Consider the following 22,876-nt stretch of genomic DNA (forward strand, 5'->3'; position numbering starts at 1 on the left):
ACCATGCGCCACAGCCGTAACGGCGGGCGCTTTCGGCGGGGATTAAGGTAGGGCCTCCCGGGATCGGCGGGTGATCGGCAAGGTTTTCCAGCATGACTCTTGCAAGGCTGGCCTTGATACGGCTAGCCCCGGCAGAGACGATCGCAAAGACAACGTTCCTGACCTTGAGACGACTTTGAAAGGCCCAAAGCCCATGAAACGCATAACCCTGGCTCTCACTCTCGCTCTCGCCGCCGGCCTGACTGCCCAAGCCGCCGATGCGCAAACGCTCAAGACCGTTAAGGACCGGGGCATGCTGTCCTGCGGTGTCAGTCAGGGCCTGCCCGGCTTCTCCTCGCCCGACGACAAGGGCAACTGGACCGGACTTGACGTCGACGTCTGCCGCGCGATCGCCGGGGCGATCTTCAACGATCCGACCAAGGTCAAGTTCGTGCCGCTCTCCGCCAAGGACCGCTTCACGGCGCTGCAATCCGGCGAAGTCGACGTGCTGTCGCGCAACACCACCTGGACCATCTCACGCGACACCTCGCTCGGCGCCAACTTCACCGGCGTGACCTATTATGACGGGCAGGGCTTCATGGTGAAGAAGTCGCTCAAGGTGAACTCCGCGCTCGAGCTCAACAGCGCCTCGGTCTGCGTCCAGACCGGCACCACCACCGAGCAGAATCTCGCCGACTACTTCAAGGCCAACAACATGAAGTACGAGGTGATCGCGTTCGGCACCAACGACGAAACGGTCAAGGCCTACGAGGCCGGGCGCTGCGACGTCTTCACCACCGACCAGTCGGGCCTGTACGCCAACCGCCTGAAGCTTGCCAATCCCGGCGATCACATGGTGCTCCCGGAAATCATCTCGAAGGAGCCGCTCGGACCGATGGTGCGCCACGGCGACGACCAATGGTTCGACATCGTGAAATGGACGCTGTTTGCCCTGATCACCACCGAAGAGCTCGGCGTGACCGCGAAGAACGTCGACGAGAAGACGAAACAGGAAAATCCGGAGCTGAAGCGCGTCCTGGGTACCGACGGCAATTTCGGTGAACAGCTCGGCCTGAGCAAGGATTGGGTGGCGCGTATCGTGAAGGCCGTCGGCAATTACGGCGAAGTGTTCGACCGCAACGTCGGCGCGGGCTCGCCGCTCGGCATCAGTCGAGGTCTCAACAATCTCTGGAACAAGGGCGGTCTCCAATACGCGCCGCCGATCCGCTGACCCCGCCTGACCCGCGCTCGCGGCGATGAGCATCGAGGCCCGCAAACCCCCGCCCCAGATCGCGCTGAAGATCAGGCGCGTTCTGGGTGGCAAGACAGGCTGGAACGGCATCGCCGTCCAGTTTGCCTTCGCGGCGATCCTGGGCTGGATTGCCTATGAAATCGTCTCCAACGCCCGCGCCAACCTCGAGAACCAGCACATTGCCGCCGGCTTCGGCTTCCTCGCGAACAACGCCGGTTTTGACGTCAACCAGACGCTGATCTCTTATACCGGCTCGGACACGTTCCTGCGCGTGTTTCTGGTCGGGCTCCTCAACACGCTCGTGGTCTCGGTGGTGGGCATCGTCTTTGCCACGGTGATCGGCTTCATTGTCGCGCTGTGCCGGCTGTCACCCAACTGGCTGCTCGCGCGCATTGGCGAAATCTATGTCGAGATCATCCGCAACCTGCCGGTGCTGTTCCAGATCCTGTTCTGGTACTTGGCGGTGCTTGCGGCCTTACCCAATCCACGACAGAGCATTTCGCTGCTCGGCATCGCCTTCGTCAGCAATCGCGGTCTCGTCATTCCCCGCCCGATCGGCGAGAGCGGCTTCGAGGCGTTCCTTGCGGTGCTGGCGTTCGGCATCGTGGCTTCGGTCGCATTGCGCATCCATGCGCGCCGGGCGCTGTTCCAGCGGGGTCACATGATCCGGATCTGGCCCTATGTGCTGGGCCTGCTGTTCGGACTGCCCCTTATCACCATGCTGGTAGCGGGTCTGCCCTTCAGCTTCGAGCTGCCGCAGCTCAAGGGCTTCAATTTCGCCGGTGGGTCGCGGATAATCCCGGAGTTCGTGGCGCTCACGTTGGCCTTGTCGACCTATACGGCTGCCTTCATCGCCGAGATCGTGCGCGCGGGCATCCTCTCCGTCCATAGCGGGCAGATGGAGGCGGGGGCGTCACTGGGCCTGAGCCGCGGCACCACGCTCCGCCTGGTGGTCGTGCCGCAGGCGATGCGCGTCATCGTTCCGCCACTGACCAATCAGTACCTCAATCTCACCAAGAATTCGTCGCTGGCCGTGGCGATCGGCTATCCTGACCTCGTATCCGTGTTCGCCGGCACGTCGCTGAGCCAGACCGGGCAGGCCATCGAGATCATCGCCATGACGATGGGCGTTTATCTCCTGATCTCGCTGATCACCAGCGCCGTCATGAGCGTCTACGGTTGGCGCATCAGCCGGAGTCTCGGCGCATGAGCGATATCACCTCGTCCAGCTTCGTCCGCCAGGATCTTCTCGATGAGCGTCCCGCGCCGGTGAAGACCACGGGCTTCATCGGCCTGGTGCGGACGCGCCTGTTCAACTCGCCGACCAACATCCTGCTCACGATCGTTGGCGCCTTGCTGCTGTGGTTCACCATCATTCCTTCCGTCAGATTCCTGATGGTCGATGCAGTCTGGACCGGCAAGGATCGCACGGCCTGTCTCGCCGAGAACGCCGGCTTTGCGGTCGGCGCCTGCTGGCCCTACATCCAGGCCAAGCTGCCGCAGCTGATCTACGGCTTCTACCCGGAAGCCGAACGCTGGCGGGTCAACCTCACGCTCGTCCTGTCAGTGGTCCTGTTGGTGCCATTGCTGATTCCACGGCTGCCGTCGAAAGGCTTGAACGCAGGCCTGTTCTTCTTTGCGTTTCCAGTGGTTGCATTCTTCCTGCTGCATGGCGGCGGCATCAAGGGATTTGGCCTGAGCTGGACCGCTGACCTGCTGCAATTGTTCGACGACAGCATCATCGGCGCCGGGCAGGCTCTGCTAAGTCTCGGCAAGACGTCCGCTGCCGCACCGCTGTTGTGGGCCGTCGGCAATGTCATCGTGCTCGTGGGGACCGCGATTTACTGGCTGATCTTTCCGCTGACCTGGCTGCGTGACCAGCTGCAGGGGACGGGCCAGTCGGTCTGGGCCGATTTCGTCATCACCGCCGCGGTCGTCTCGCTGATCGCCTTCGTTCTCGGCGGCGGCCTCCGCACCGGCGGGCGGGCCCTGACGTCCAGCATCGCCACCTTCGTCGCCATCGCAATTGTGATCAAGCTGATGGGGCTCGATCACGGCGGACTGCCGATCGTGCAGACGAACCTTTGGGGCGGACTTCTGGTGACGCTGGTGGTCTCCGTTACCGGCATCGTCACCTCGCTGCCGATCGGCATTGCGCTGGCGCTTGGCCGCCGCTCGACCATTCCGCTGATCCGGATCTTCTCGATCGCCTTCATCGAGTTCTGGCGCGGCGTGCCGCTGATCACCGTGCTGTTCTTCGCCACCTACATGCTGCCGCTGTTTCTGCCGGGCAATTTCACGGTCGACGGGTTGGTGCGTGCGCTGATTGGAATCTCGTTGTTCACGGGCGCCTATCAGGCCGAGAACGTCCGCGGCGGGCTGGCTGCGATCCCGCGCGGGCAGGGCGAGGCGGCCGCGGCGTTGGGGTTGTCCTGGTGGAAGACGACCTCGCTGATCGTGCTGCCGCAGGCCCTGCGCCACGTCATTCCGAACCTCGTCAACAGCTTCATCTCGCTGTTCAAGGACACTTCGCTGGTCTCGATCGTGGCGCTGTTCGATCTGCTGGGCTCGCTGCGGGCGTCGTTCTCGGATCCGAAATGGTCGTCGCCGTCGACCGCGTTTACCGGGTTCGCGTTCGCCGGGATCATCTACTTCATGTTCTGCTTTGGAATGTCACGCTACTCGCTCTTCGTCGAGCACCGCCTCAACGCTCACCGCCGCAATTGATCGAGGTCACCATGTCCGACCCCATCGTCAAGATTTCCGGCCTGAACAAATGGTACGGCGAGTTTCACGTGCTGCGCGACATTGACCTTACGGTCGAGAAGGGCGAGCGCATCGTGATCTGCGGCCCCTCCGGGTCGGGCAAGTCGACGCTGATCCGCTGTATCAATGCGCTCGAGGAGTTTCAGGAAGGCGAGATCGTCGTTGACGGCATCGAGCTCGGGCCGAACCTGAAGCAGGTCGATGCGGTGCGGCGCGAAGTCGGCATGGTGTTCCAGAGCTTCAACCTGTTTCCGCATCTGTCGGTGCTGGACAATTGCACGCTGGCGCCGATCTGGGTGCGCAACATCCCCAAGAAGGACGCCGAGGCGGCGGCGATGAAGTTTCTGGAGCGGGTCAAGATTCCGCACCAGGCCAACAAGTTTCCGGGACAGATGTCCGGCGGTCAGCAGCAGCGCGTCGCGATCGCCCGCGCGCTGACGATGAACCCGAAGGTGATGCTGTTCGACGAGCCGACCTCGGCGCTCGACCCTGAAATGGTCAAGGAGGTGCTGGACACCATGGTCGACCTCGCCGAGGAGGGCATGACGATGCTGGTCGTCACCCACGAGATGGGCTTTGCCCGCGAGGTCGCCAACCGCGTGGTTTTCATGGACGCGGGCCAGATCATCGAAGCCAACACGCCCAACGAGTTCTTCGCGGCCCCGCAGCACGCCCGCACAAAACTATTCCTGAGCCAGATCCTGCGCTGAGCACCTGCAATCCTGTGGCGTCGCTGGTCTAACCGACCCGCCAGCTTGGCACCATGCGAATCGGCCAGTCTCTTTTCGGGCCATAGTCCGGAGAGAGACTTTGCAGAGCAGCGCCGGCGCGCGCGCATTCCAGAACGCGCGATTGCAAAAGAAATTGAAGAAGCAGGCGGACGCGCTCATGTCCGTCGCGGTTCAGGCACTCGGCCAGGGCAGATACGCGGAGGTCGAGACCCTCTGCCGCCGGATTCTGACGGAGGTTCCGGATCATTTCGACGCCGCGCACCTGCTCGGCTTGCGCGCGTATGATGGCGGGCGGCTCGAGGAGGCGCAACAATTGCTCGAGCGCGCGACCGCGCTCGATCCGCGTTCGCCCGATGCTCATGGTAATCTCGGGGCAGTGTATTTCAATCTCCAGAAGTTTCAGGACGCTCGCGCATGCCAGGAGAAGGCGATTGCGCTGAAGCCGAATTCTCCAATCGCCTTGACCAATCTCGGCAATACGCTGCTGCACATGGGCCTCGCCGAGCAGGCTATCGAACTGCACGAACGCGCTATCAGGCTGAAGCCGGACTATGCCGATGCATTTTGCAATCGCGGCATGGCGGAGCTGATCGAAGGCCAGTTCCAGCGCGCCAAGGAGAGTTTCGATCGCGCCCTCGCGTTTCAGCCGCGTCACGCGGAAGCGATCGCCGGCAAGGGCATGGTGTGCATCGAGCTCCGGCACTATGAAGAAGCGGCCGCAGCTATCGCGGCAGGGCTCTCGATCAAGCCGGATTCGCCGAAGATTATGGCGCAGCGCGGACGGCTCAATCTCGATCTGTCGCGGCTTGAGCAGGCGCTCGCGGACTTCGATGCGGCGCTGGCGCTTTCACCGAGGCTCGAAGTGGCCCTGCAGGGAAAGGCGCAAGTCAACATTCTCAAGGGCAACACGGCCGGGGCGATTGCGGCGGTCAAGACGTTGCTCGAGGAAAATCCGCGGTCCGACATCGGAGTTGCGCTTCTGGCTTCCTGCTATGCGAGCCAGGGAGACATTGCGACGGCGCTCGAACATCTCGATGCGGGGCTGGCAATTGCGCCTGACTATGCGGACTTGATCGGGCGCAAGATATTCTTCCTGGACTATCTCCCGGAGGCCGATTTCGCGGTTCAGCAGGCTGCGCGAAAACAATGGTGGGACGCGATCGGCGCCAAATTGCCGCAAAGGACGTTGTCGCCCAGCAAGCTTGATCCGGACAAGCGGATTTTGATTGGATATGTCGCGTCCGAATTCAGGAACCACTCGGCAGCGTTCGCTCTGTTGCCGGTGCTGCGCCATCATGATCACGCCAGGTTCGAGATCGTCTGCTATTCGTGTTCGCCGGTAAGAGATGAGATGACCGCCGCATTCAGGTCCTCGGCGGACGTCTGGGTCGACGCCTGGCAGATGTCGGATGACGAACTGGCCGATCGTATCCAAGCCGACAAGGTCGATATCCTGATCGACGTGTCCGGGCACACGACCGGCAACAGGCTCCATGTCTTCGCCCGCAAACCGGCCCCGATCCAGGTCTCCGGGTTTGGTCACGCCACGGGCACGGGCCTTCAGACCATGGACTACGTGCTCGCGGATCCCGTCTTCATTCCGCAATCGGCGCGCCATCTGCTGGCTGAAAAGGTCTACGACCTGCCGTGCCTGATCACGATCGATCCCATTTTGGATCTACCTGCATCGGAGCCGCCCATGCTCCGCAACGGCCATGTCACCTTCGGCGTGTTCAATCGCATCTACAAGATCTCGGACGAGGCCATCCGGGTCTGGTCGAAAGTGATGCGGGAGGTGACGGGTTCGAAGATCGTCATCAAGCATACCCTGCTTGACGATCCCATGCTGCGCGACAATTTGGTCGCGCGGTTCGTGGCAAATGGCGTTGCCGAGAAGAATGTCACCTGCCTGGGCTCGACGCCGCGCCACGAGCACCTGCTGGCGTTTGCGAACATCGACATATCGCTCGACACATTCCCGCAAAACGGCGGCGTCAGCACCTGGGAATCGCTCTATGCGGGCGTTCCGGTCGTGGCCAAGCTCGGCAACGGCGCCTCGTCGCGCGCCGGCGGTTCGATCGTGGCTGCTGTCGGTCTCGACGACTGGGTCGCCGAGGATGACGAGGGCTATGCCGCGATCGCCTGCAAATATGCCGCGCAGCCCGCGCATCTGGCGCAGTTGCGCGCGGAGTTGCCGGCCCGGATCGCAACGTCCCCCGCCGGCAATGTCGAGACTTACACGCGCGAGGTCGAGGCGGGTTATCGCCAGTTCTGGCGAGACTATTGCGCCGCGGCTGCCGAAGGCAGCGATGTTGCGTAGGGGACCTGCAGCGCCGGGCGGCCAAACCCCGGGAAATCCCGGGATATCACGGCGCCAGCTGACCGGACGGTTAGGCTGGCGAATCAGTTAGACTCTGCCCCGGGCCATCCTCCGGAGAGACACCTTGCAGAGCAGCGGCGGCGGCGCGCGCGCATTCCAGAACGCGCGATTGCAGAAGAAACTGACGAAACAGGCGGACGCCGTCCTCTCCGCCGCGGCTACCGCCTATGGCCGGGGCCGATATGCCGAGACCGAAGCACTCTGCCGGGATATCCTGAAAGCGCTGCCGGATCATGTCGACGCGATGCACCTGCTCGGCATGTGCGCGCATGACGGCCGGCGCCTGGAGGAGGCGCAACAGCTGCTCGAGCGCGTGATTGCGCTCGATCCGCGCCTGCACGATGCCCATAACAACCTTGCGACCGTGCATTTCGACCTCGGCCATTACGAGGAGGCGCGGCGATGCCAGGAGAGGGCCATCGCGCTGAAGCCGAATTTCGCGGTCGCGCTGACCAACCTCGGCAACACGCTGATGCATCTGGGGCGGTACGAACAGGCGCTCGAGCTGCATGAGCGCGCCATCAAGATCAAGCCGGATTATGCCGATGCATTCTGCAATCGCGGCATGGTCGAAATTGTGCTTGGACAGATCATGCGCGCCAAGGAAAGCTTCGACCGCGCCCTGCTGTTTCAGCCCCGTCACGCCGAAGCCATCGTCGGCAGCGGCATGGTCAGCATGGAGCTGCGGCACCACGACGAGGCGGCGGCCAAACTTGCCCTGGCGCTCGCGATCAAGCCCGGCTCGCCGAGGATCCTGGCCCAACGCGGGCGGCTCAGTTTCGAGTTGCAGCGCCTGGAGCCCGCGCTTGCGGATTTCGAGGCGGCGCTTGCGATCTCGCCCAAGCTCGAGCTGGCGCTGCGCGGCAAGGCCCAGACCTGCCTCGTCATGGGAAAGACCGCACAAGCGATGGCGGCCGCAGCGGCCCTGATCGAGCAAAATCCGCGCTCCGAGATGGGGCTGGCGCTGATGGGCTTCTCGTATTCGAACCAGGGGGACATGGACGCCGCGATCGAATATCTTGATCGCGCGCTGGCGCTCCGGCCGGATTATGGGGATGCGATCAGAGGAAAGATCTTCCTGGAGGACTATCGCGCCGAGGCCGATTTCGTGGTCCAGCAGGCGGTGCGAAAATCCTGGTGGGACCAGATCGGCTCCAAGCAGCCGCGAAGGGAGCTGCCGAAGCGGTCGCTGGATCCGGAAAAGCGGATCGTGGTCGGCTACGTCGCTGCCGAATTCCGACAGCACTCCGCGGGGCTCACTTTGCTGCCGGTGCTGCGCCATCACGATCACACCAAATTTGAAATCATCTGCTACTACTCCTGGCCGGGCGCGGACGAGTACACCGCCATGTTCAAATCATTGGCGGACGTCTGGGTCGATGCCTGGGGGCTTTCGGACGATGAACTCGCCGATCGTATCCAGGCTGACAATGTCGACATCCTCATCGACGTTTCGGGCCACACGACCGGTAACAGGCTGCAGTGTTTCGCGCGTAAGCCGGCCCCGATCCAGGCCACTGGCTTCGGACACGCGACGGGCACGGGCATGCTGACGATGGACTACGTGCTCGCGGATCCCATTTTCATTCCGCCGTCGGTGCGGCATTTGTTTGCCGAGAAAATCCACGATCTGCCGTGCCTGATCACGATTGAACCGGTCTCGGATCTGCAGCCTTCCGAGCTGCCGATGCTCCGCAACGGCTACGTCACTTTCGGTGTGTTCAACCGCATCTATAAAATATCGGATGATGCGATCCGTGTTTGGTCGCGCATCATGCGGGAGCTGCCGGGATCGAAGATCATCCTCAAGCATGGTCTGCTCGATGATCCGCTGCTGCGCGATAGCCTGATCGCGCGTTTCCTGGCGCAGGGCGTTGTCGAAGAGAGCATCACCTGCCTCGGCACCACCTCGCGCGACGACCATCTGGCGGCTTTCGCCCAAGTCGATATTTCCTTCGACACGTTCCCGCAAAATGGCGGCATCAGCACCTGGGAATCTCTCTACAAGGGCGTTCCCGTCGTGGCCAAGCTCGGCATCGGAGCCTCCTCGCGTGCCGGCGCCTCTATCGTGACTGCGGTGGGCCTCGGCGACTGGGTAGCCGAAGATGACGATGGCTATGTCGAGATCGCCCGCAGGTTTGCGTCACAGCCCGACTATCTTGCGAAATTGCGCGCGGAATTGCCGGCCCGGATCGCGGCTTCGCCCGCCGGCAATGTCGAGACCTACACGCGTGAGCTCGAGGCGGGTTACCGCAAGTTCTGGCGCGACTATTGCGCCGCGGCCTCTCATGACGTCGACGTTGCGTAGGCGAGGCCTGCGTTGGGCACCGGCATCTTCCGGAGATTGCCGGGCCGCCTAAACCGGCGGCTCTGGCCGCGAATCAGCTAGAATCGTCCCGGGCATCCTCCGGAGAGAATCCTTGCAGAGCAGCGGCGCCGGCGCGCGCGCGTTCCAGAACGCGCGATTGCAGAAGAAATTGAAGAAGCAGGCGGACGCGATCATTTCGACCGCGAATACGGCCTATGGCCAGGGCCGGTATGCGGAGACCGAGGCGCTCTGCCGCCAGATCCTGAATGAACTTCCGGAGCATTTCGGCGCCTTGCACCTGCTTGGCTTGGGCGCATTCGCGAGCCGACAGTTCGAGGTAGCGAAACAGGCACTCAAATATGCCGTAACGGTCGACCCACGCTCGGCACAGGCATTTTCCGATTTGGGAGCCACGCATTTCGCACTTGGGGAATATGAGGACGCGCGTAGGTCCCTGGAGCGGGCAATCGCGTTGAAGCCGAGCTTCCCGATGGCCTTGGCCAACCTCGGCAATACCTTTTTGCACCTGGAGCGCGTCGAGCAGGCTATCGAAATGTACGATCGCGCGATCGGGCTGAAGCCCGATCATGCCGATGCGCTCTGCAATCGCGGCCTGGCAGAGCTTGCGCTGCGCCAGCTTGATCGCGCTAAACAGAGCTTCGAGCGCGCACTGTTGTTTCAGCCGCGAAACGTGGAGGCGCTCGTCGGCAAAGGTTTGGTCAATATCGAGCTCAAGAACTTCGACGAGGCCAAAGGCGCGCTGGAAGCGGCGCTCGCGATCAGGCCAGGCTCGGCGAAAATCCTGGCGAACCGTGGACGGCTCAATCTTGAGACGTCGAGGTTGGAACAGGCGGCGGCGGATTTTGACGCCGCCCTTGCGCTTGCGCCCAAACTCGAGGTGGCTTTGCAGGGGAAGGCACAGGTCTCGCTCGCCATGGGAAATACGGCGCAAGCGATTCTGGCCTGCACCACGTTGCTGGAGGAATATCCACGCTCCGCGATTGCGATGGCGCTGCTGAGCGCTTGTTTTGCAAACCAGGGAGAGATCGCATCAGCGGTCGAGCTTCTCGATGCGGCGCTGGCCATTGTGCCGGATGCCGCGTTGATCGGACGGAAGATCTTCTTCCTCGATTATCTCTCCGACGCCGATTTCGCGGTTCAGCAGGCCGCACGAAAGCAGTGGTGGGATGCGATCGGCTCGAAGTTGCCGCGAAGGACTCTTGCCCCGCGGCAGCTCGATCCCGACAGGCGGATCGTGGTTGGCTATGTTGCTGCCGAGTTTTGGTACCACTCGGCAGCGTTCGCTCTGTTGCCGGTGCTGCGCCATCACGATCGCGCCAAATTCGAGATCATCTGCTATTCGTGCTCGCCGGTAAGAGATGAGATGACCGCCGCATTCAGGTCCTCGGCGGACGTCTGGGTCGACGCCTGGCAGATGTCGGATGACGAACTGGCCGATCGTATCCAAGCCGACAAGGTCGATATCCTGATCGACGTGTCCGGGCACACGACCGGCAACAGGCTCCATGTCTTCGCCCGCAAACCGGCCCCGATCCAGGTCTCCGGGTTTGGTCACGCCACGGGCACGGGCCTTCAGACCATGGACTACGTGCTCGCGGATCCCGTCTTCATTCCGCAATCGGCGCGCCATCTGCTGGCTGAAAAGGTCTACGACCTGCCGTGCCTGATCACGATCGATCCCATTTTGGATCTACCTGCATCGGAGCCGCCCATGCTCCGCAACGGCCATGTCACCTTCGGCGTGTTCAATCGCATCTACAAGATCTCGGACGAGGCCATCCGGGTCTGGTCGAAAGTGATGCGGGAGGTGACGGGTTCGAAGATCGTCATCAAGCATACCCTGCTTGACGATCCCATGCTGCGCGACAATTTGGTCGCGCGGTTCGTGGCAAATGGCGTTGCCGAGAAGAATGTCACCTGCCTGGGCTCGACGCCGCGCCACGAGCACCTGCTGGCGTTTGCGAACATCGACATATCGCTCGACACATTCCCGCAAAACGGCGGCGTCAGCACCTGGGAATCGCTCTATGCGGGTGTTCCGGTCGTGGCCAAGCTCGGCAACGGCGCCTCATCGCGCGCCGGTGGTTCGATCGTGGCTGCGGTCGGCCTCGACGACTGGGTCGCCGAGGACGACGAGGGCTATGCCGCGATCGCCTGCAAATATGCGGCGCAGCCGGAGCATCTGGCCAAGTTGCGCGCGGAGTTGCCGGCCCGGATCGCAACGTCCCCCGCCGGCGATGTGGAGACCTACACGCGCGAGGTCGAAGCGGCATACCGCCAGTTCTGGCGCGACTATTGTGCTGCGGCTGCCGAAGGCGGCGAGGGCGCCTGACCCTGCCGGGTGGGGCGAAGCCTCGAATTGCGCTGGCCAGCTTAGTCCTCCGGAAACCATGCGCCGACGCGCGACCGTGCCGGTTCATGGCTCCGAAAGCTATGTCTGGGCATATGCACCAAAAAGGGTGCGCCAATGCTCGGTTTCGTCTTCGGCTTGAACGCCCGGCTCGGGCGATTGCATTTCTTCCTCGCCACGGTCGCGCTTGCGATCGTGATGACGGCGATCTGCTTTGCAATCGCAATGGCCGTGCTGAACAACACCTCGCCCGGCGCGATCCGGCCCGAAGACCTCACCAAGGGCTGGGCGATGATCGCCGCGATCGTCTTCTTCGGAGTTGCGACCTTCACGCTGCAATCGATGCGCATCCGCGACATCGGCTGGGATCCGGTCTGCGTGGTGCCTGCCTGGTTCGCGCTCATGATCGTCGACCATGTCGTCGCGGGCCGGTTTCCGGCTTGGGCGATCGGGCAGGAGCACCAGGCAACGGCGGTCGGCGCGCTCGGCAACCTCGCGCTGATGCTCGCGCTCGTGTTCTGGCCGAGCGGCGACAGCGAAGGCTCCTACAGCGCTCCCCTCCCGCCGCGCACGCGCGCGAACAAGCCTTCGCTATCGAACGAGCGCCTCGCGCGGGTGTCGCAGGGATCGTCGCGGCCGACCTGGGGCTAGACGAACGGCAGCTTGATGTTGCTGCGCTTCTCCAGCCATTCCGGCACGGGAAGGCTCTTGGCGCGCATGAAGTCGGCGTTGAACAGCTTCGACTGGTAACGGCTGCCGGAATCGCAGAGCACGGTGACGATCGTCTTGCCGGGCCCGAGCTGTTTTGCGAGACGCATCGCGCCGGCGACGTTGATGCCGGTCGAGCCGCCGAGGCACAGGCCTTCGTGCTGGAGCAGTTCGTAGATCACCGTGACCGCTTCGGCATCGGGAACGAGATAGGCATCATCCACCTTCGCGGTCTCGACGATTGCGGTCGCCCGGTTGAGGCCGATGCCCTCGGTGATCGAGCCGCCCGGCGTCGCCTTGGCATCGCCCGTTCTGAAATATTCATACATGCCGGCGCCGTGCGGGTCGGCGCAGGCGATCCTGATGTCCTTGCGCTTCTCTTTCAGGAAGCGGCTGGTGCCGGCCAGCGTGCCGCCGCTGCCGACGGAGCAGACGAAACCGTCGATCTTGCCGCCGGTCTGCTCCCAGATCTCGGGACCTGTGGATTCGTAATGCGCCTTCGCATTATCGAGGTTGTTCCACTGGTCGGCGAACAGCACGCCGTTCGGCTCCGTCTTGCGCAGCTCGTCGGCAAGACGACGGCCGACATGCTGGTAATTGTTCGGATTGGAGTAGGGCAGGGCCGGTGATTCCAGCAGCTCGGCGCCGCACAGTTTCAGAAAATCCTTCTTCTCCTGGCTCTGCGTCTCCGGGATGACGATCAGCGTGCGGTAGCCGCGCGCGCTGGCCACGACAGCAAGGCCGATGCCGGTATTGCCGGCGGTCGATTCCACCACGAGACCGCCGGGCTTGAGCTCGCCGCGCTTCTCGGCCTCCAGGATCATCCATTTGCCGGCGCGATCCTTCACCGACTGACCGGGATTCATGAACTCGGCCTTGCCCAGGATGGTGCAGCCGGTCAGTTCGGAAGCGCGATTGAGCTTGATCAGCGGGGTGTTGCCGATGGCTTCGACAACGTCGTTTTTGATGGTCATGTCAGGGGAAATCACTGGCAAAGGGGTTGATCAGGTTGGCCAGAACCTAGTGCTTGGGCGGCCAAAGGGGAAGGCTTTTGCGCTGCGGCGAAACCGGTGAAAAAATGCCCGGAAACAGTGAAAATTTGGAAGGAGAGATCGCCGATGCTGCTGCTGCGCTACGCCGCGGGATATCGGTAGGAGGATGCGGCCGGCCTCCGCCAAAACATGGAAGATAAGGGTCGTTGCCCACACCCCTTCGCCATGTAGGGCGTCGCCATCGAAGAGTGCGGGTGATACGCGGAAGGCGGTCAACATATCGGCACGACCCGCCTATTCGTTTCCGACAATGGACGACCTCGCGAGAGTGGCCGGCCCGGTTTCAAGACCGGACTGAAGCCGCATCGCGAGCGGTGCAGGCGGATTGAAGGGACTGGCGTCGGTGTGGCGGCGATATCACATGAAATCTTGGTAAGCTTGAACGCACTCTGGAATGGCCCTGAAATTCAAGAAACGCCTGTGGGACAGCACCTTTTTGTATTTTCTCAGTTCTAAGATCGTCGTGCTTTGGCGGGCATCTCGCAACTGCGGGACTGTCCCGCAGTTCCGCGCCCGGCTATTATGGCCGCCAGGTTCCGCAGAAAGCATCACCTCCGTGAACGAGTTGTCCAAAGCCTCCCGACGGCCGCGCCGCGAATCGGTTACTCCGGCTGCGCGGTGGCGGCTCGATCTGCCCGGCGGGGGGTGTGTGTGACACAGGATGTTCCTGCGATCGCCGTGCGGCGGTCTCCAGGCGCCACGACCCGGACGCGACGTGCGGCGCGCTGGCTTGCGGTCGCTGGCCTAGCCGCCGGCTCGGGCGCTTGCGTGTTGACGCAGGATCTTCCTGATCCAGCTCTCGATGTTCCCACACAGTACAAGTACGCGGGCAAGGCGGATGCGCCGCCGTCCCTGGACTGGTGGCGCAGCTTCCGCTCCGCAGAGCTGACACAGCTGGTGGAAGAGGCGCACACCGTCAACCTCGACATTGCCGCCGCCGTCTCGCGCATTGTCCAGGCCGACGCCCAAGCGCGGCAGGCGGGTGCGGCGCTGCTGCCGAGCCTTTCCGGTACCGGGCAGGAGGCCTATTCACGCACCTCCGGCTCCTCGGCCTCGGGGCTCACCAATGGCGGCCGTGAGGTCGTCAACTACCAGGCTTCGCTGAGCGCGAGCTACCAGCTCGATTTCTGGGGCCAAAATCGCGACGCCTTGCAAACGGCGGAAGAAACGGCAAATGCCAATCGCTTCGATCGCGACGTCGTTGCGCTGACGACGCTTGCAGGCGTCGCTAACGCGTATTTCCAGGTACTGGCCTCACAGGATCGCATCCGGACCTCACAGCGCAACATCGCGAGCGCGCAGCGCATCCTCGATGCCGTCAGGGAACGGCGCAAGGCCGGCACCGGCACCGACCTCGACGTCGCCCAGCAGGAGAGCGTGCTCGCAAACCAGAAGGCCCTTGTGCCGCCGCTGCGCCAGACGCTCGACCAGAACGTCAATGCGCTTGCAGTCCTGGTGTCGCGGCCGCCGGAGAGCGTGCGCGTGCTCGGCGGCTCGCTGAACCGGATCGCGATTCCCCGCGTGACGCCGGGCCTGCCGTCGGAGCTCCTGACGCAGCGGCCCGACATTCGCCGGCAGGAGGCGCAACTTGCTTCTGCCACTGCGAACGTCGGCAATGCCCGCGCACAGTTCTTTCCGACGATCCAGCTGACCGGCAATGGCGGCTATCAGAGCTCAGCCCTGGTCTCGCTGTTCCAGCCGCACGCGGCCTTCTTCCAGCTCGTCGGCAGCGCAACGCAGCCGATCTTCGACGGCGGCAGGATCCTCGGCAATTTCGAATTCGCTAAGGCGCGACAGGACGAATTGCTGCAGACCTACCGCAAGACCATCATTCAGTCCTTTGCCGATGTCGACAATGCGCTGTTCTCGATCAAGCAGACCACGATCAGGCTGCAATTGCAGCGTGACGTTCTCAATGCCTCCCGCCGCGCATTCGATCTCTCCGAGCAGCAATTGCGCGCCGGGACCGCCGACATCGTCACCGTGCTCAATACGCAACTGACCCTGTTCCAGGCGGAAGACGCGCTGTTGCAGGCGCAACTTGCCCGCCTTCTTGCTATCGTCAGCCTGTATCAGGCGCTCGGCGGCGGCTGGGAGCCGAGGATGGAGAAACCGGTCAATGCTCTTTAAGCCGGATACCAAGCAAGGCGCGGATGAGGGGACGGCGAAGAAGTCGCGCGGGCGCGGCTTCGTCATGACCCTGATCACGTTGGCGATCCTCGGCGGGCTTGGCTACTACGGCTGGACCACCTGGCACCAGCAGCCGCAGCAGGCGAACGGCCGCAACCAGCGGCCCGATCTGCCGGTGCCGGTGCTGGCGGCGACGCCCCGCATCCAGGACGTTCCCGTTTATCTCGACGGCGTCGGCGCGATCCGCGCACTCAACACCGTGACCGTCCGCTCGCAGGTCGACGGAAAGCTGATCGCGGTCAATTTCACCGAAGGACAGGACGTCAAGAAAGGCGACGTGGTCGGCGAGATCGACCCGGCGCTCTACCAGGCGACGTACGATCAGGCCGTCGCCAAGAAGGCGCAGGACCAGGCCCAGCTCGCCAACCAGCGTATCGATCTCACGCGCTACGAGCAGCTCGCGGCGTCCAATGCCGGATCCAAGCAGCAGGCCGACACCCAGCGCGCGCTGGTCGCGCAGACCGAGGCCCTGGTGAAGGCCGACCAGGCCGCGATCGACAATGCGGCGGCGACGCTGAGCTACACCAAGATCGTGGCGCCGATCTCGGGCCGCGCCGGCCTGCGCCAGGTCGATCAGGGCAACATCATTCATGCCTCCGACACCACCGGCCTCGTGGTGATCACGCAATTGCAGCCGATCGCGGTGTGGTTCAGCCTGCCGCAGCAGCAGATCATGCGGGTCAATGCCGCCGCGTCGAAAGGCACGCTCGCCGTTGACGTGTTCGGCAATGACGGCCTCACCGTGATCGACACCGGCAAGCTCACCGGCATCGACAACCAGGTCGACCAGACCACCGGTACGCTGAGGCTCAAGGCCGAATTCCCCAACGCCAATTACCAGCTCTGGCCCGGCCAGTTCGTCAATGTCCGCCTCAAGGTCGAGACCTTGACGCAGGCACTGGTGGTGCCGACCTCGGCCGTGCAGCGCGGACCGATCGGCACCTTCAGCTATGTCATCGGCGAGGATAACGTGGTCGCGGCCAAGCCTGTGACCGTGACGCAGCAGAACGAGCATGACGCCGTCATCGCCAGCGGCCTGTCGGCGACCGACAAGGTCGTCACGACGGGCTTTGCCAATCTGTCCGATGGCTCCAAGGTGATCATCGGCCGCGACGACCAGACGCCGTCGGCCGATCTCGCGCCGCGCAAGCGCTCGCGCGGGCCGGATGGTCAGAAGAAGGATGGCGCAAAAGACGGCCAGAAGGACGGACAAGGCAAGGACGGCGAGTTCCGCGCCAAGCGGAAGAGCAGCGAGGGCGACCAGAAGGGCCAGACCGGACCGGCACCAGGGCCGGGTGCATCGGGAAGTGGAGCCAAGCAGCCATGATCCCGACAACAGCCGCCTGAGCGGCAGGCGCATCCCATGGGCGTCTCCGAACCCTTCATCCGACGGCCGATCGCGACCTCATTGCTGGGCATCGCGCTTCTGATCGGCGGACTGCTCGGCTACTTCGCGCTGCCGGTGTCTGCGCTGCCGCAGGTCGATTTCCCGACCGTGCAGGTGACGACGCAATTGCCCGGCGCGAGCCCCGACGTGATCGCTTCCCTGATCACTGCGCCCTTGGAGCGGCAACTCGGACAGATCCCGTCGCTATCGGCGATGAACTCGACGAGTTCGTTCGGCGTCAGCCAGATCTCGCTCCAGTTCGATCTCAACCGCGACATCGACGGCGCGACCCAGGACGTCCAGGCCGCGATCAACGCCGCGGCCGGCGTGCTGCCGAAGACGCTGCCTTATCCGCCGACCTACGCCAAGGTGAACCCGGCCGATGCGCCGGTGATGACGTTGGCCCTACGCTCCGACACGATCTCGCTGCGGGCGATGAGCGACATCGCCGACACGCTGCTGGCGCAGCGGCTCAGCCAGATTTCCGGCGTCGGACGCGTCTCTGTGCTCGGCGGACTGAAGCCGGCCGTCCGCATCCAGGCGGATCTGGCGCGCCTCGCAGCCTATGGCATCGCGATGGAGGATCTGCGCACCGCGATTGCCAATGCCAACGTCTCGGGGCCGAAAGGCTCGCTCGACGGCGCGCAGCAATCCTACATCATCGCCGCCAACGACCAGATCGCCGCCGCCGACGCCTACAAGCCTGTCATCATAGCCTACCGCAACGGCTCACCGGTCACGATCGCCGACGTCGCCCAGATCGTCGATGGCCTCGAGAACGACCGCACCGGCGGCTGGTACCAGGGCTCGCCCGCGGTCATCATCGACATCCAGCGTCAGCCCGGCGCCAATGTGATCGACGTCGTCAGCCAGATCCGGGCGGAAATCCCAAAGGTCCAGCGCGCTATTCCGGCCGGCGTGAACCTCACCATCGTCTCCGACCGCACCGTCACCATCCGTGCCTCGGTGCGCGACGTGCAGTTCACGCTGATCCTCAGCGTCGTCCTGGTGACGCTGGTGGTGCTGTTGTTCCTGCGTTCGCTACGCGCCACGCTGATCGCCGGGGTGGCGCTACCGCTGTCGCTGATCACCAGCTTCGGCATCATGTATTTCGCCGGCTTCAGCCTCGACAATCTATCGCTGATGGCGCTCACCATCGGCACCGGCTTCGTCGTCGACGACGCCATCGTGATGATCGAGAACATCGTCCGCCACATGGAAAACGGCGACAGCGCGATGGAGGCGTCGCTCAAGGGCGCCAGCGAGATCGGCTTCACCGTGATCTCCCTGACGGTGTCGCTGATTGCGGTGTTCATCCCGTTGTTGTTCATGTCAGGCCTCGTCGGCCGCATGTTCCGCGAATTCGCGCTGACGCTGACGATCGCGGTCGTGACCTCGGCCGTGGTGTCGCTGACGCTGACGCCGATGATGTGCTCGCGCCTGCTGAAGCATGCCCATGAAGAGCTGGCAGTGCCGGGTCTTGCCGCGGTCAGCCGCTTCATCGACCGCACCGTCGGGTTCTATCACCGCACGCTGCTCTGGGTGCTGGAGCGCCAGCGCGCGACGCTGGTCGTGACCTTCGCCACGCTGATTGCGACCCTGGCGCTCTATGTCGTCGCGCCAAAGGGCTTCCTGCCGCTGCAGGACACTGCCTCGATCACGGCGGTGACGGAAGCCGGTCCCGACGTGTCGTTCGCGGAGATGCAGAAGCGGCAGGCCGAGGCAGCCGATGCCATCAAGGCCGACCCTGACGTGACCGGCGTGGTCTCGGTGATCGGTGCAGGCTCGGTCAATCCGACCACCAATGTCGGCCGTCTTGTCATGACGCTGAAACCTCGCGGCGAGCGGCGCGATGATGTCAGCGTCGTCATCACCCGGTTGAAGGAGCGGGTCTCAGGCATCCCCGGCATGACCGTCTATTTCCAGCCGGTGCAGGACGTGCAGATCTCGACCCAGTCGAGCCGCTCGCAATACCAGTACACGCTGACCGGCACCGACGCCGTCCTGGTATCGGAATGGGCGCGCAAGCTGGTTGCCGAGATGCGGCGCGATCCGCTGTTCCGCGACGTCTCCTCGGAGGCGCAGGAAGGCGGTCTGAGGGCACAGCTCACGGTCGACCGCACCCGCGCCGGCCAGCTCGGCGTCAGCCTCCAGGGCATCACCGACACGCTCAACGACGCCTTCGCCCAGCGCCAGATCTCGACCATCTACGGCCAAGCCAACCAGTACCGCGTGGTGCTGGAAGCGCTGCCGATGTACCAGCGCGATCCCTCGATCCTGTCGAAGCTTTATCTGCCGGGCGGGGCGAGCGCGACCGCCGGCGCGCCCAACGCACAGGTGCCGCTCTCCGCCGTGGCCACGCTGACGCGCACCACCGCGCCGCTCGCGATTTCGCACCAGGCGCAATTCCCGTCGATTTCGCTCAGCTTCAACCTCGCGCCGGGCGCGGCGCTCGGCGATGCCGTCGAGGCCGTGAAGACCATCGAGACCCGGATCGAGATGCCCAACAGCATCGTCGGCGTCTATGCCGGCGACGCCGCCGAATTCGCCAAGGCACTCGCCGGCCAGCCCTGGCTGCTGCTGGCCGCGGTGATCACGATCTATATCGTGCTCGGCGTGCTCTACGAGAGCTACATCCATCCGATCACGATCCTCTCGACCCTGCCTTCGGCCGGCGTCGGCGCGATCCTGGCGCTGATGCTGTGCGGGCAGGACCTCTCGGTGATCGGGTTGATCGGCATCATCCTGTTGATGGGCATCGTCAAGAAGAACGCGATCATGATGATCGACTTCGCGCTCGAGGCCGAGCGCGGGCAGGGGATGTCGCCCAACGAGGCGATCGTGCAGGCTTGTCTGCTGCGCTTCCGTCCAATCATGATGACGACGCTGGCCGCCCTGTTCGGCGCGCTGCCGCTGGCGATCGAGAGCGGCACCGGCGCCGAGCTGCGCTTTCCGCTCGGCATCTCCATCATCGGCGGCCTGCTGCTCAGCCAATTGCTCACGCTCTACACCACGCCGGTGATCTACCTCGCGCTCGACCGCATCAACCGCCGCCTCGAGCAGGCGCTGCCGCCGGCCGAACCCGGCGGTCCGCCGGTCGCGGGCGCGACCGAGGGGATGCAGTGATGGCATCGATCTCGGAGCCCTTCATCCGCCGCCCGGTCGCGACCACGCTGCTGTCGATCGGGTTGTTCCTGCTGGGCATCGTAGCTTACGAGTTCCTCCCCGTCGCCTCGGTTCCGAACATCGATTTCCCCGCCATCTTCGTTTCCGCCAGCCGTCCCGGCGCCGATCCGTCCGTGATGGCCGCGACGGTTGCCTCGCCGCTGGAGCGGCGGCTAGGCGAGATTTCGGGTATCAACCAGATCACCTCGACGTCATCGCTCGGCGTCTCCAACATCCAGCTCCAGTTCGACATCGGCCGCAACATCGACAAGGCCGCGCGCGACGTGCAGGCCGCGATCAACGCCGCGCTGGTCGACCTGCCCAGCGATCTGCCGACGCTGCCCCGCTTCCGCAAGGCGAACACCGCAGGCGCCCCGGTCTTCGTGCTGGCGCTGACCTCGAAGACCCTTGCTGCGAGCGCGATCTACGACGTGGCCGACACCGTGCTGGCCCAGCGCATATCGCAGGTGCCGGGCGTCGGCAACGTGACGATCAGCGGCGCGGACCAGCCGGCGGTGCGCATTCAGCTCAATCCGGTAGCGCTGTCGAACGCGGGCATCGCCACGGACGATGTGCGGACCGCAATCATCAACGCCAACCCGCTTGGCCCGGTCGGCATTTTTAATGGCGAGCGCCAGAGCGAGACACTGGCGCTCAACAGGCAGATGCGGACGGCCAAAGAATTCCGCGATATCGTCATCAAGAGCGCGAACGGCAATTTTGTCCGGTTGTCGGACGTCGCCGACATCGAGGACTCCGTTCGCAACGCCCGCTCGATCGCCTGGTTCAACAAGCAGCCGGCGGTGCTGATCCAGATCACCAAGCAGGGCGACGCCAATGTCATCGACACCGTGGACAGGGTCAAGGCGCTGATCCCGGCGCTGAAGCAGTGGATTCCGGCCGGCGTGGACGTTTCCACCCTGGTCGACCGAACCAGCACGATCCGCGCCAGCGTGATTGACATGCAATGGACGCTGCTGGCGACAGCCGTACTGGTCATGGTCGTCGTGTTCGTATTCCTGCGGCGGATCACGCCGACGATCGCGGCCGGAATCTCCGTGCCGCTGGCCCTGGCCGGGACCTGCGCCGGCATGTGGGTCGCGGGCTTCTCGATCGACAATCTGTCGCTGATGGCGCTGGCGATCTCCGTCGGCTTCGTGGTCGACGACGCCATCGTCATGATCGAGAACATGTACCGCAATCTCGAGCACGGCATGCGGCCGCTCCAGGCGGCATTGGACGGTGCCCGGCAGATCGGCTTCACCGTCGTATCGATCAGCCTGTCGCTGATCGCGGCCTTCACGCCGCTGATCTTCATGGACGGCATCGTCGGCCGGTTGCTGCGCGAGTTCTCGCTGACGTTGACCTTCGCGATCCTGGTCTCGACCCTGGTGTCGCTCACGGTGACGCCGATGATCTGCGCCCACTATATCAGGCAGACCACGTCGGGATCCGCCACGCTGTTCGATCGTGTCATCGAGGGCTCGCTGACGCGCATCGTCGCCTTCTACACCCGCACCCTGCGCACGGTGCTGGAGTTTCCGCTGCTGACGCTTTTGGTGTTCTTTGCCACCATCGGCCTCACGGTGGTGCTCTACATCAAGGTCCCCAAGGGCTATTTCCCGACCGACGATTCCGGCTTCGTCATCGGGGCGACGCGCGCCTCGGCCGACATCTCGTTCCAGTCGATGCTGAGCCTCCAGCAGCGGCTCGCCGATATCGTGATGCAGGATCCGGCGGTGGCCGGCATTGGCTCCACCGTCGGCGGCGGAGGGGGGCCGGGCGGCGCGACCTCCAATCGCGGCACCATGTTCATCAGCCTGAAGCCGCCGGAGGAGCGCGATCACGTCTCGACCCAAGTGGTGATCGACCGTCTCAGGCGGGCGTTATACCCGGTGCCCGGCATCCGCCTGTTCATGTTCGCTGCCCAGGACGTGCGCGCCGGCGGACGGCAGAGCGATTCCGACTATCAATACACGCTGACCAGCACCGACCTCGGTTTGCTGCAGAAGTGGGCGCCGATCGTGGCCAAGCGCATGGAGAGCGTCGAAGGCATCACCGACATCTCCAGCGACCGCGATCCCGGCGGGCTTCAACTGACATTGTCGATCGACCGCCAGAAGGCCTCGGCGCTCGGCGTCAGAGTGCAGGACATCGACAACGCGCTCAACAACGCGTTCTCGCAGCGGCAGATCGGGATCATCTACACCCAGCGCAACCAGTACATGACCGTCCTGGAGATCGACCCGAAATTCCAGGTCGATCCGTCCAACCTCGATCGCATCTATGTCGCCGGCGCGGGCGACGCGCAGGTGCCGCTGTCGGCCGTGGTGCATGCGACGCGCGGGCTCGCCGCGCTCGCGGTCTATCATTCGCAGTCATTCCCATCGACCACGGTGTCGTTCAACCTGTTGCCGGACGTGCAGATCCAGGCCGCAACGCAGAACATCCAGCGAGCGGTCGAGGAATTGCACATGCCGGAAGGCATCCGCGGCAGCTTTGACGGCAACGCCGGCGATTTCGCCAAGACCAGCGGCCGCCAGCCGCTCCTGATCCTCGGCGCGCTGGTGGCGATGTATATCGTGCT

The 22,876-nt window shown here is 63.8% G+C and carries 13 protein-coding genes; 12 read left to right on the top strand and 1 reads right to left on the bottom strand.

Annotated features, from left to right (window positions below):
• Positions 1 to 193: 193 nt before the first annotated feature.
• The 8 genes from AC0L2F_RS29580 to AC0L2F_RS29615 all read left to right on the top strand — a co-directional run bounded on the left by AC0L2F_RS29580 (position 194) and on the right by AC0L2F_RS29615 (position 12,438).
• The gene (locus AC0L2F_RS29580) at positions 194 to 1,210 is read left to right on the top strand and encodes an amino acid ABC transporter substrate-binding protein (protein WP_473250807.1); all 1,017 of its coding nucleotides are present in this window, start codon (positions 194 to 196) and stop codon (positions 1,208 to 1,210) included.
• Positions 1,211 to 1,235: 25 nt separating this feature from the next.
• Positions 1,236 to 2,441 (top strand): amino acid ABC transporter permease, encoded by a 1,206-nt coding sequence (locus AC0L2F_RS29585; RefSeq protein WP_007610213.1) that lies wholly within the window; start codon positions 1,236 to 1,238, stop codon positions 2,439 to 2,441.
• Complete coding sequence (locus AC0L2F_RS29590) at positions 2,438 to 3,958, top strand: amino acid ABC transporter permease (protein WP_473250808.1); 1,521 nt, start codon at positions 2,438 to 2,440, stop codon at positions 3,956 to 3,958. The genes AC0L2F_RS29585 and AC0L2F_RS29590 overlap by 4 nt, the downstream gene beginning before the upstream one ends.
• A gap of 11 nt (positions 3,959 to 3,969) precedes the next feature.
• Positions 3,970 to 4,707, top strand: coding sequence for an amino acid ABC transporter ATP-binding protein (locus AC0L2F_RS29595; protein WP_007610215.1), 738 nt, complete (start codon positions 3,970 to 3,972; stop codon positions 4,705 to 4,707).
• Positions 4,708 to 4,807: 100 nt separating this feature from the next.
• The gene (locus tag AC0L2F_RS29600; protein WP_473250809.1) at positions 4,808 to 7,048 is read left to right on the top strand and encodes a tetratricopeptide repeat protein; all 2,241 of its coding nucleotides are present in this window, start codon (positions 4,808 to 4,810) and stop codon (positions 7,046 to 7,048) included.
• Positions 7,049 to 7,172: 124 nt separating this feature from the next.
• Complete coding sequence (locus AC0L2F_RS29605; RefSeq protein WP_473250810.1) at positions 7,173 to 9,416, top strand: O-linked N-acetylglucosamine transferase, SPINDLY family protein; 2,244 nt, start codon at positions 7,173 to 7,175, stop codon at positions 9,414 to 9,416.
• Positions 9,417 to 9,528: 112 nt separating this feature from the next.
• The gene (locus tag AC0L2F_RS29610) at positions 9,529 to 11,769 is read left to right on the top strand and encodes a tetratricopeptide repeat protein (RefSeq protein ID WP_473250811.1); all 2,241 of its coding nucleotides are present in this window, start codon (positions 9,529 to 9,531) and stop codon (positions 11,767 to 11,769) included.
• Positions 11,770 to 11,904: 135 nt separating this feature from the next.
• Complete coding sequence (locus AC0L2F_RS29615) at positions 11,905 to 12,438, top strand: DUF805 domain-containing protein (RefSeq protein WP_473250812.1); 534 nt, start codon at positions 11,905 to 11,907, stop codon at positions 12,436 to 12,438.
• On the opposite strand, the gene AC0L2F_RS29620 is transcribed toward AC0L2F_RS29615, so the two are convergent.
• Complete coding sequence (locus AC0L2F_RS29620) at positions 12,435 to 13,469, bottom strand: cysteine synthase A (protein WP_473250813.1); 1,035 nt, start codon at positions 13,467 to 13,469, stop codon at positions 12,435 to 12,437. The two genes, AC0L2F_RS29615 and AC0L2F_RS29620, sit on opposite strands and share 4 nt — an antisense overlap.
• 723 nt (positions 13,470 to 14,192) lie before the next feature.
• Here AC0L2F_RS29620 and AC0L2F_RS29625 point away from each other — a divergent pair.
• The 4 genes from AC0L2F_RS29625 to AC0L2F_RS29640 all read left to right on the top strand — a co-directional run.
• Positions 14,193 to 15,677 carry an efflux transporter outer membrane subunit gene (locus AC0L2F_RS29625; protein ID WP_156527190.1) on the top strand — a complete coding sequence of 495 codons (1,485 nt, stop codon included), beginning with the start codon at positions 14,193 to 14,195 and terminating at the stop codon, positions 15,675 to 15,677.
• Positions 15,667 to 17,064, top strand: a complete 1,398-nt coding sequence (locus AC0L2F_RS29630; RefSeq protein ID WP_473250814.1) for an efflux RND transporter periplasmic adaptor subunit — start codon at positions 15,667 to 15,669, stop codon at positions 17,062 to 17,064. The genes AC0L2F_RS29625 and AC0L2F_RS29630 overlap by 11 nt, the downstream gene beginning before the upstream one ends.
• Positions 17,065 to 17,100: 36 nt before the next feature.
• The gene (locus tag AC0L2F_RS29635) at positions 17,101 to 20,250 is read left to right on the top strand and encodes an efflux RND transporter permease subunit (RefSeq protein ID WP_473250815.1); all 3,150 of its coding nucleotides are present in this window, start codon (positions 17,101 to 17,103) and stop codon (positions 20,248 to 20,250) included.
• Positions 20,250 to 22,876 (top strand): efflux RND transporter permease subunit (locus AC0L2F_RS29640; protein WP_473250816.1); only part of this gene is annotated, 2,627 nt, incomplete at its 3' end. The genes AC0L2F_RS29635 and AC0L2F_RS29640, both read left to right, overlap by 1 nt.

The sequence above is a fragment of the Bradyrhizobium sp. Ken64 genome (assembly GCF_055807555.1).

Bases quoted from the DNA above. Each gene is read 5' to 3' on its own strand.
- AC0L2F_RS29620 (WP_473250813.1), bottom strand. From the start codon at position 13,469: ATGACCATCAAAAACGACGTTGTCGAAGCCATCGGCAACACCCCGCTG.
- AC0L2F_RS29585 (WP_007610213.1), top strand. From the start codon at position 1,236: ATGAGCATCGAGGCCCGCAAACCCCCGCCCCAGATCGCGCTGAAGATC.
- AC0L2F_RS29595 (WP_007610215.1), top strand. From the start codon at position 3,970: ATGTCCGACCCCATCGTCAAGATTTCCGGCCTGAACAAATGGTACGGC.
- AC0L2F_RS29630 (WP_473250814.1), top strand. From the start codon at position 15,667: ATGCTCTTTAAGCCGGATACCAAGCAAGGCGCGGATGAGGGGACGGCG.
- AC0L2F_RS29635 (WP_473250815.1), top strand. From the start codon at position 17,101: ATGGGCGTCTCCGAACCCTTCATCCGACGGCCGATCGCGACCTCATTG.
- AC0L2F_RS29615 (WP_473250812.1), top strand. From the start codon at position 11,905: ATGCTCGGTTTCGTCTTCGGCTTGAACGCCCGGCTCGGGCGATTGCAT.
- AC0L2F_RS29580 (WP_473250807.1), top strand. From the start codon at position 194: ATGAAACGCATAACCCTGGCTCTCACTCTCGCTCTCGCCGCCGGCCTG.
- AC0L2F_RS29590 (WP_473250808.1), top strand. From the start codon at position 2,438: ATGAGCGATATCACCTCGTCCAGCTTCGTCCGCCAGGATCTTCTCGAT.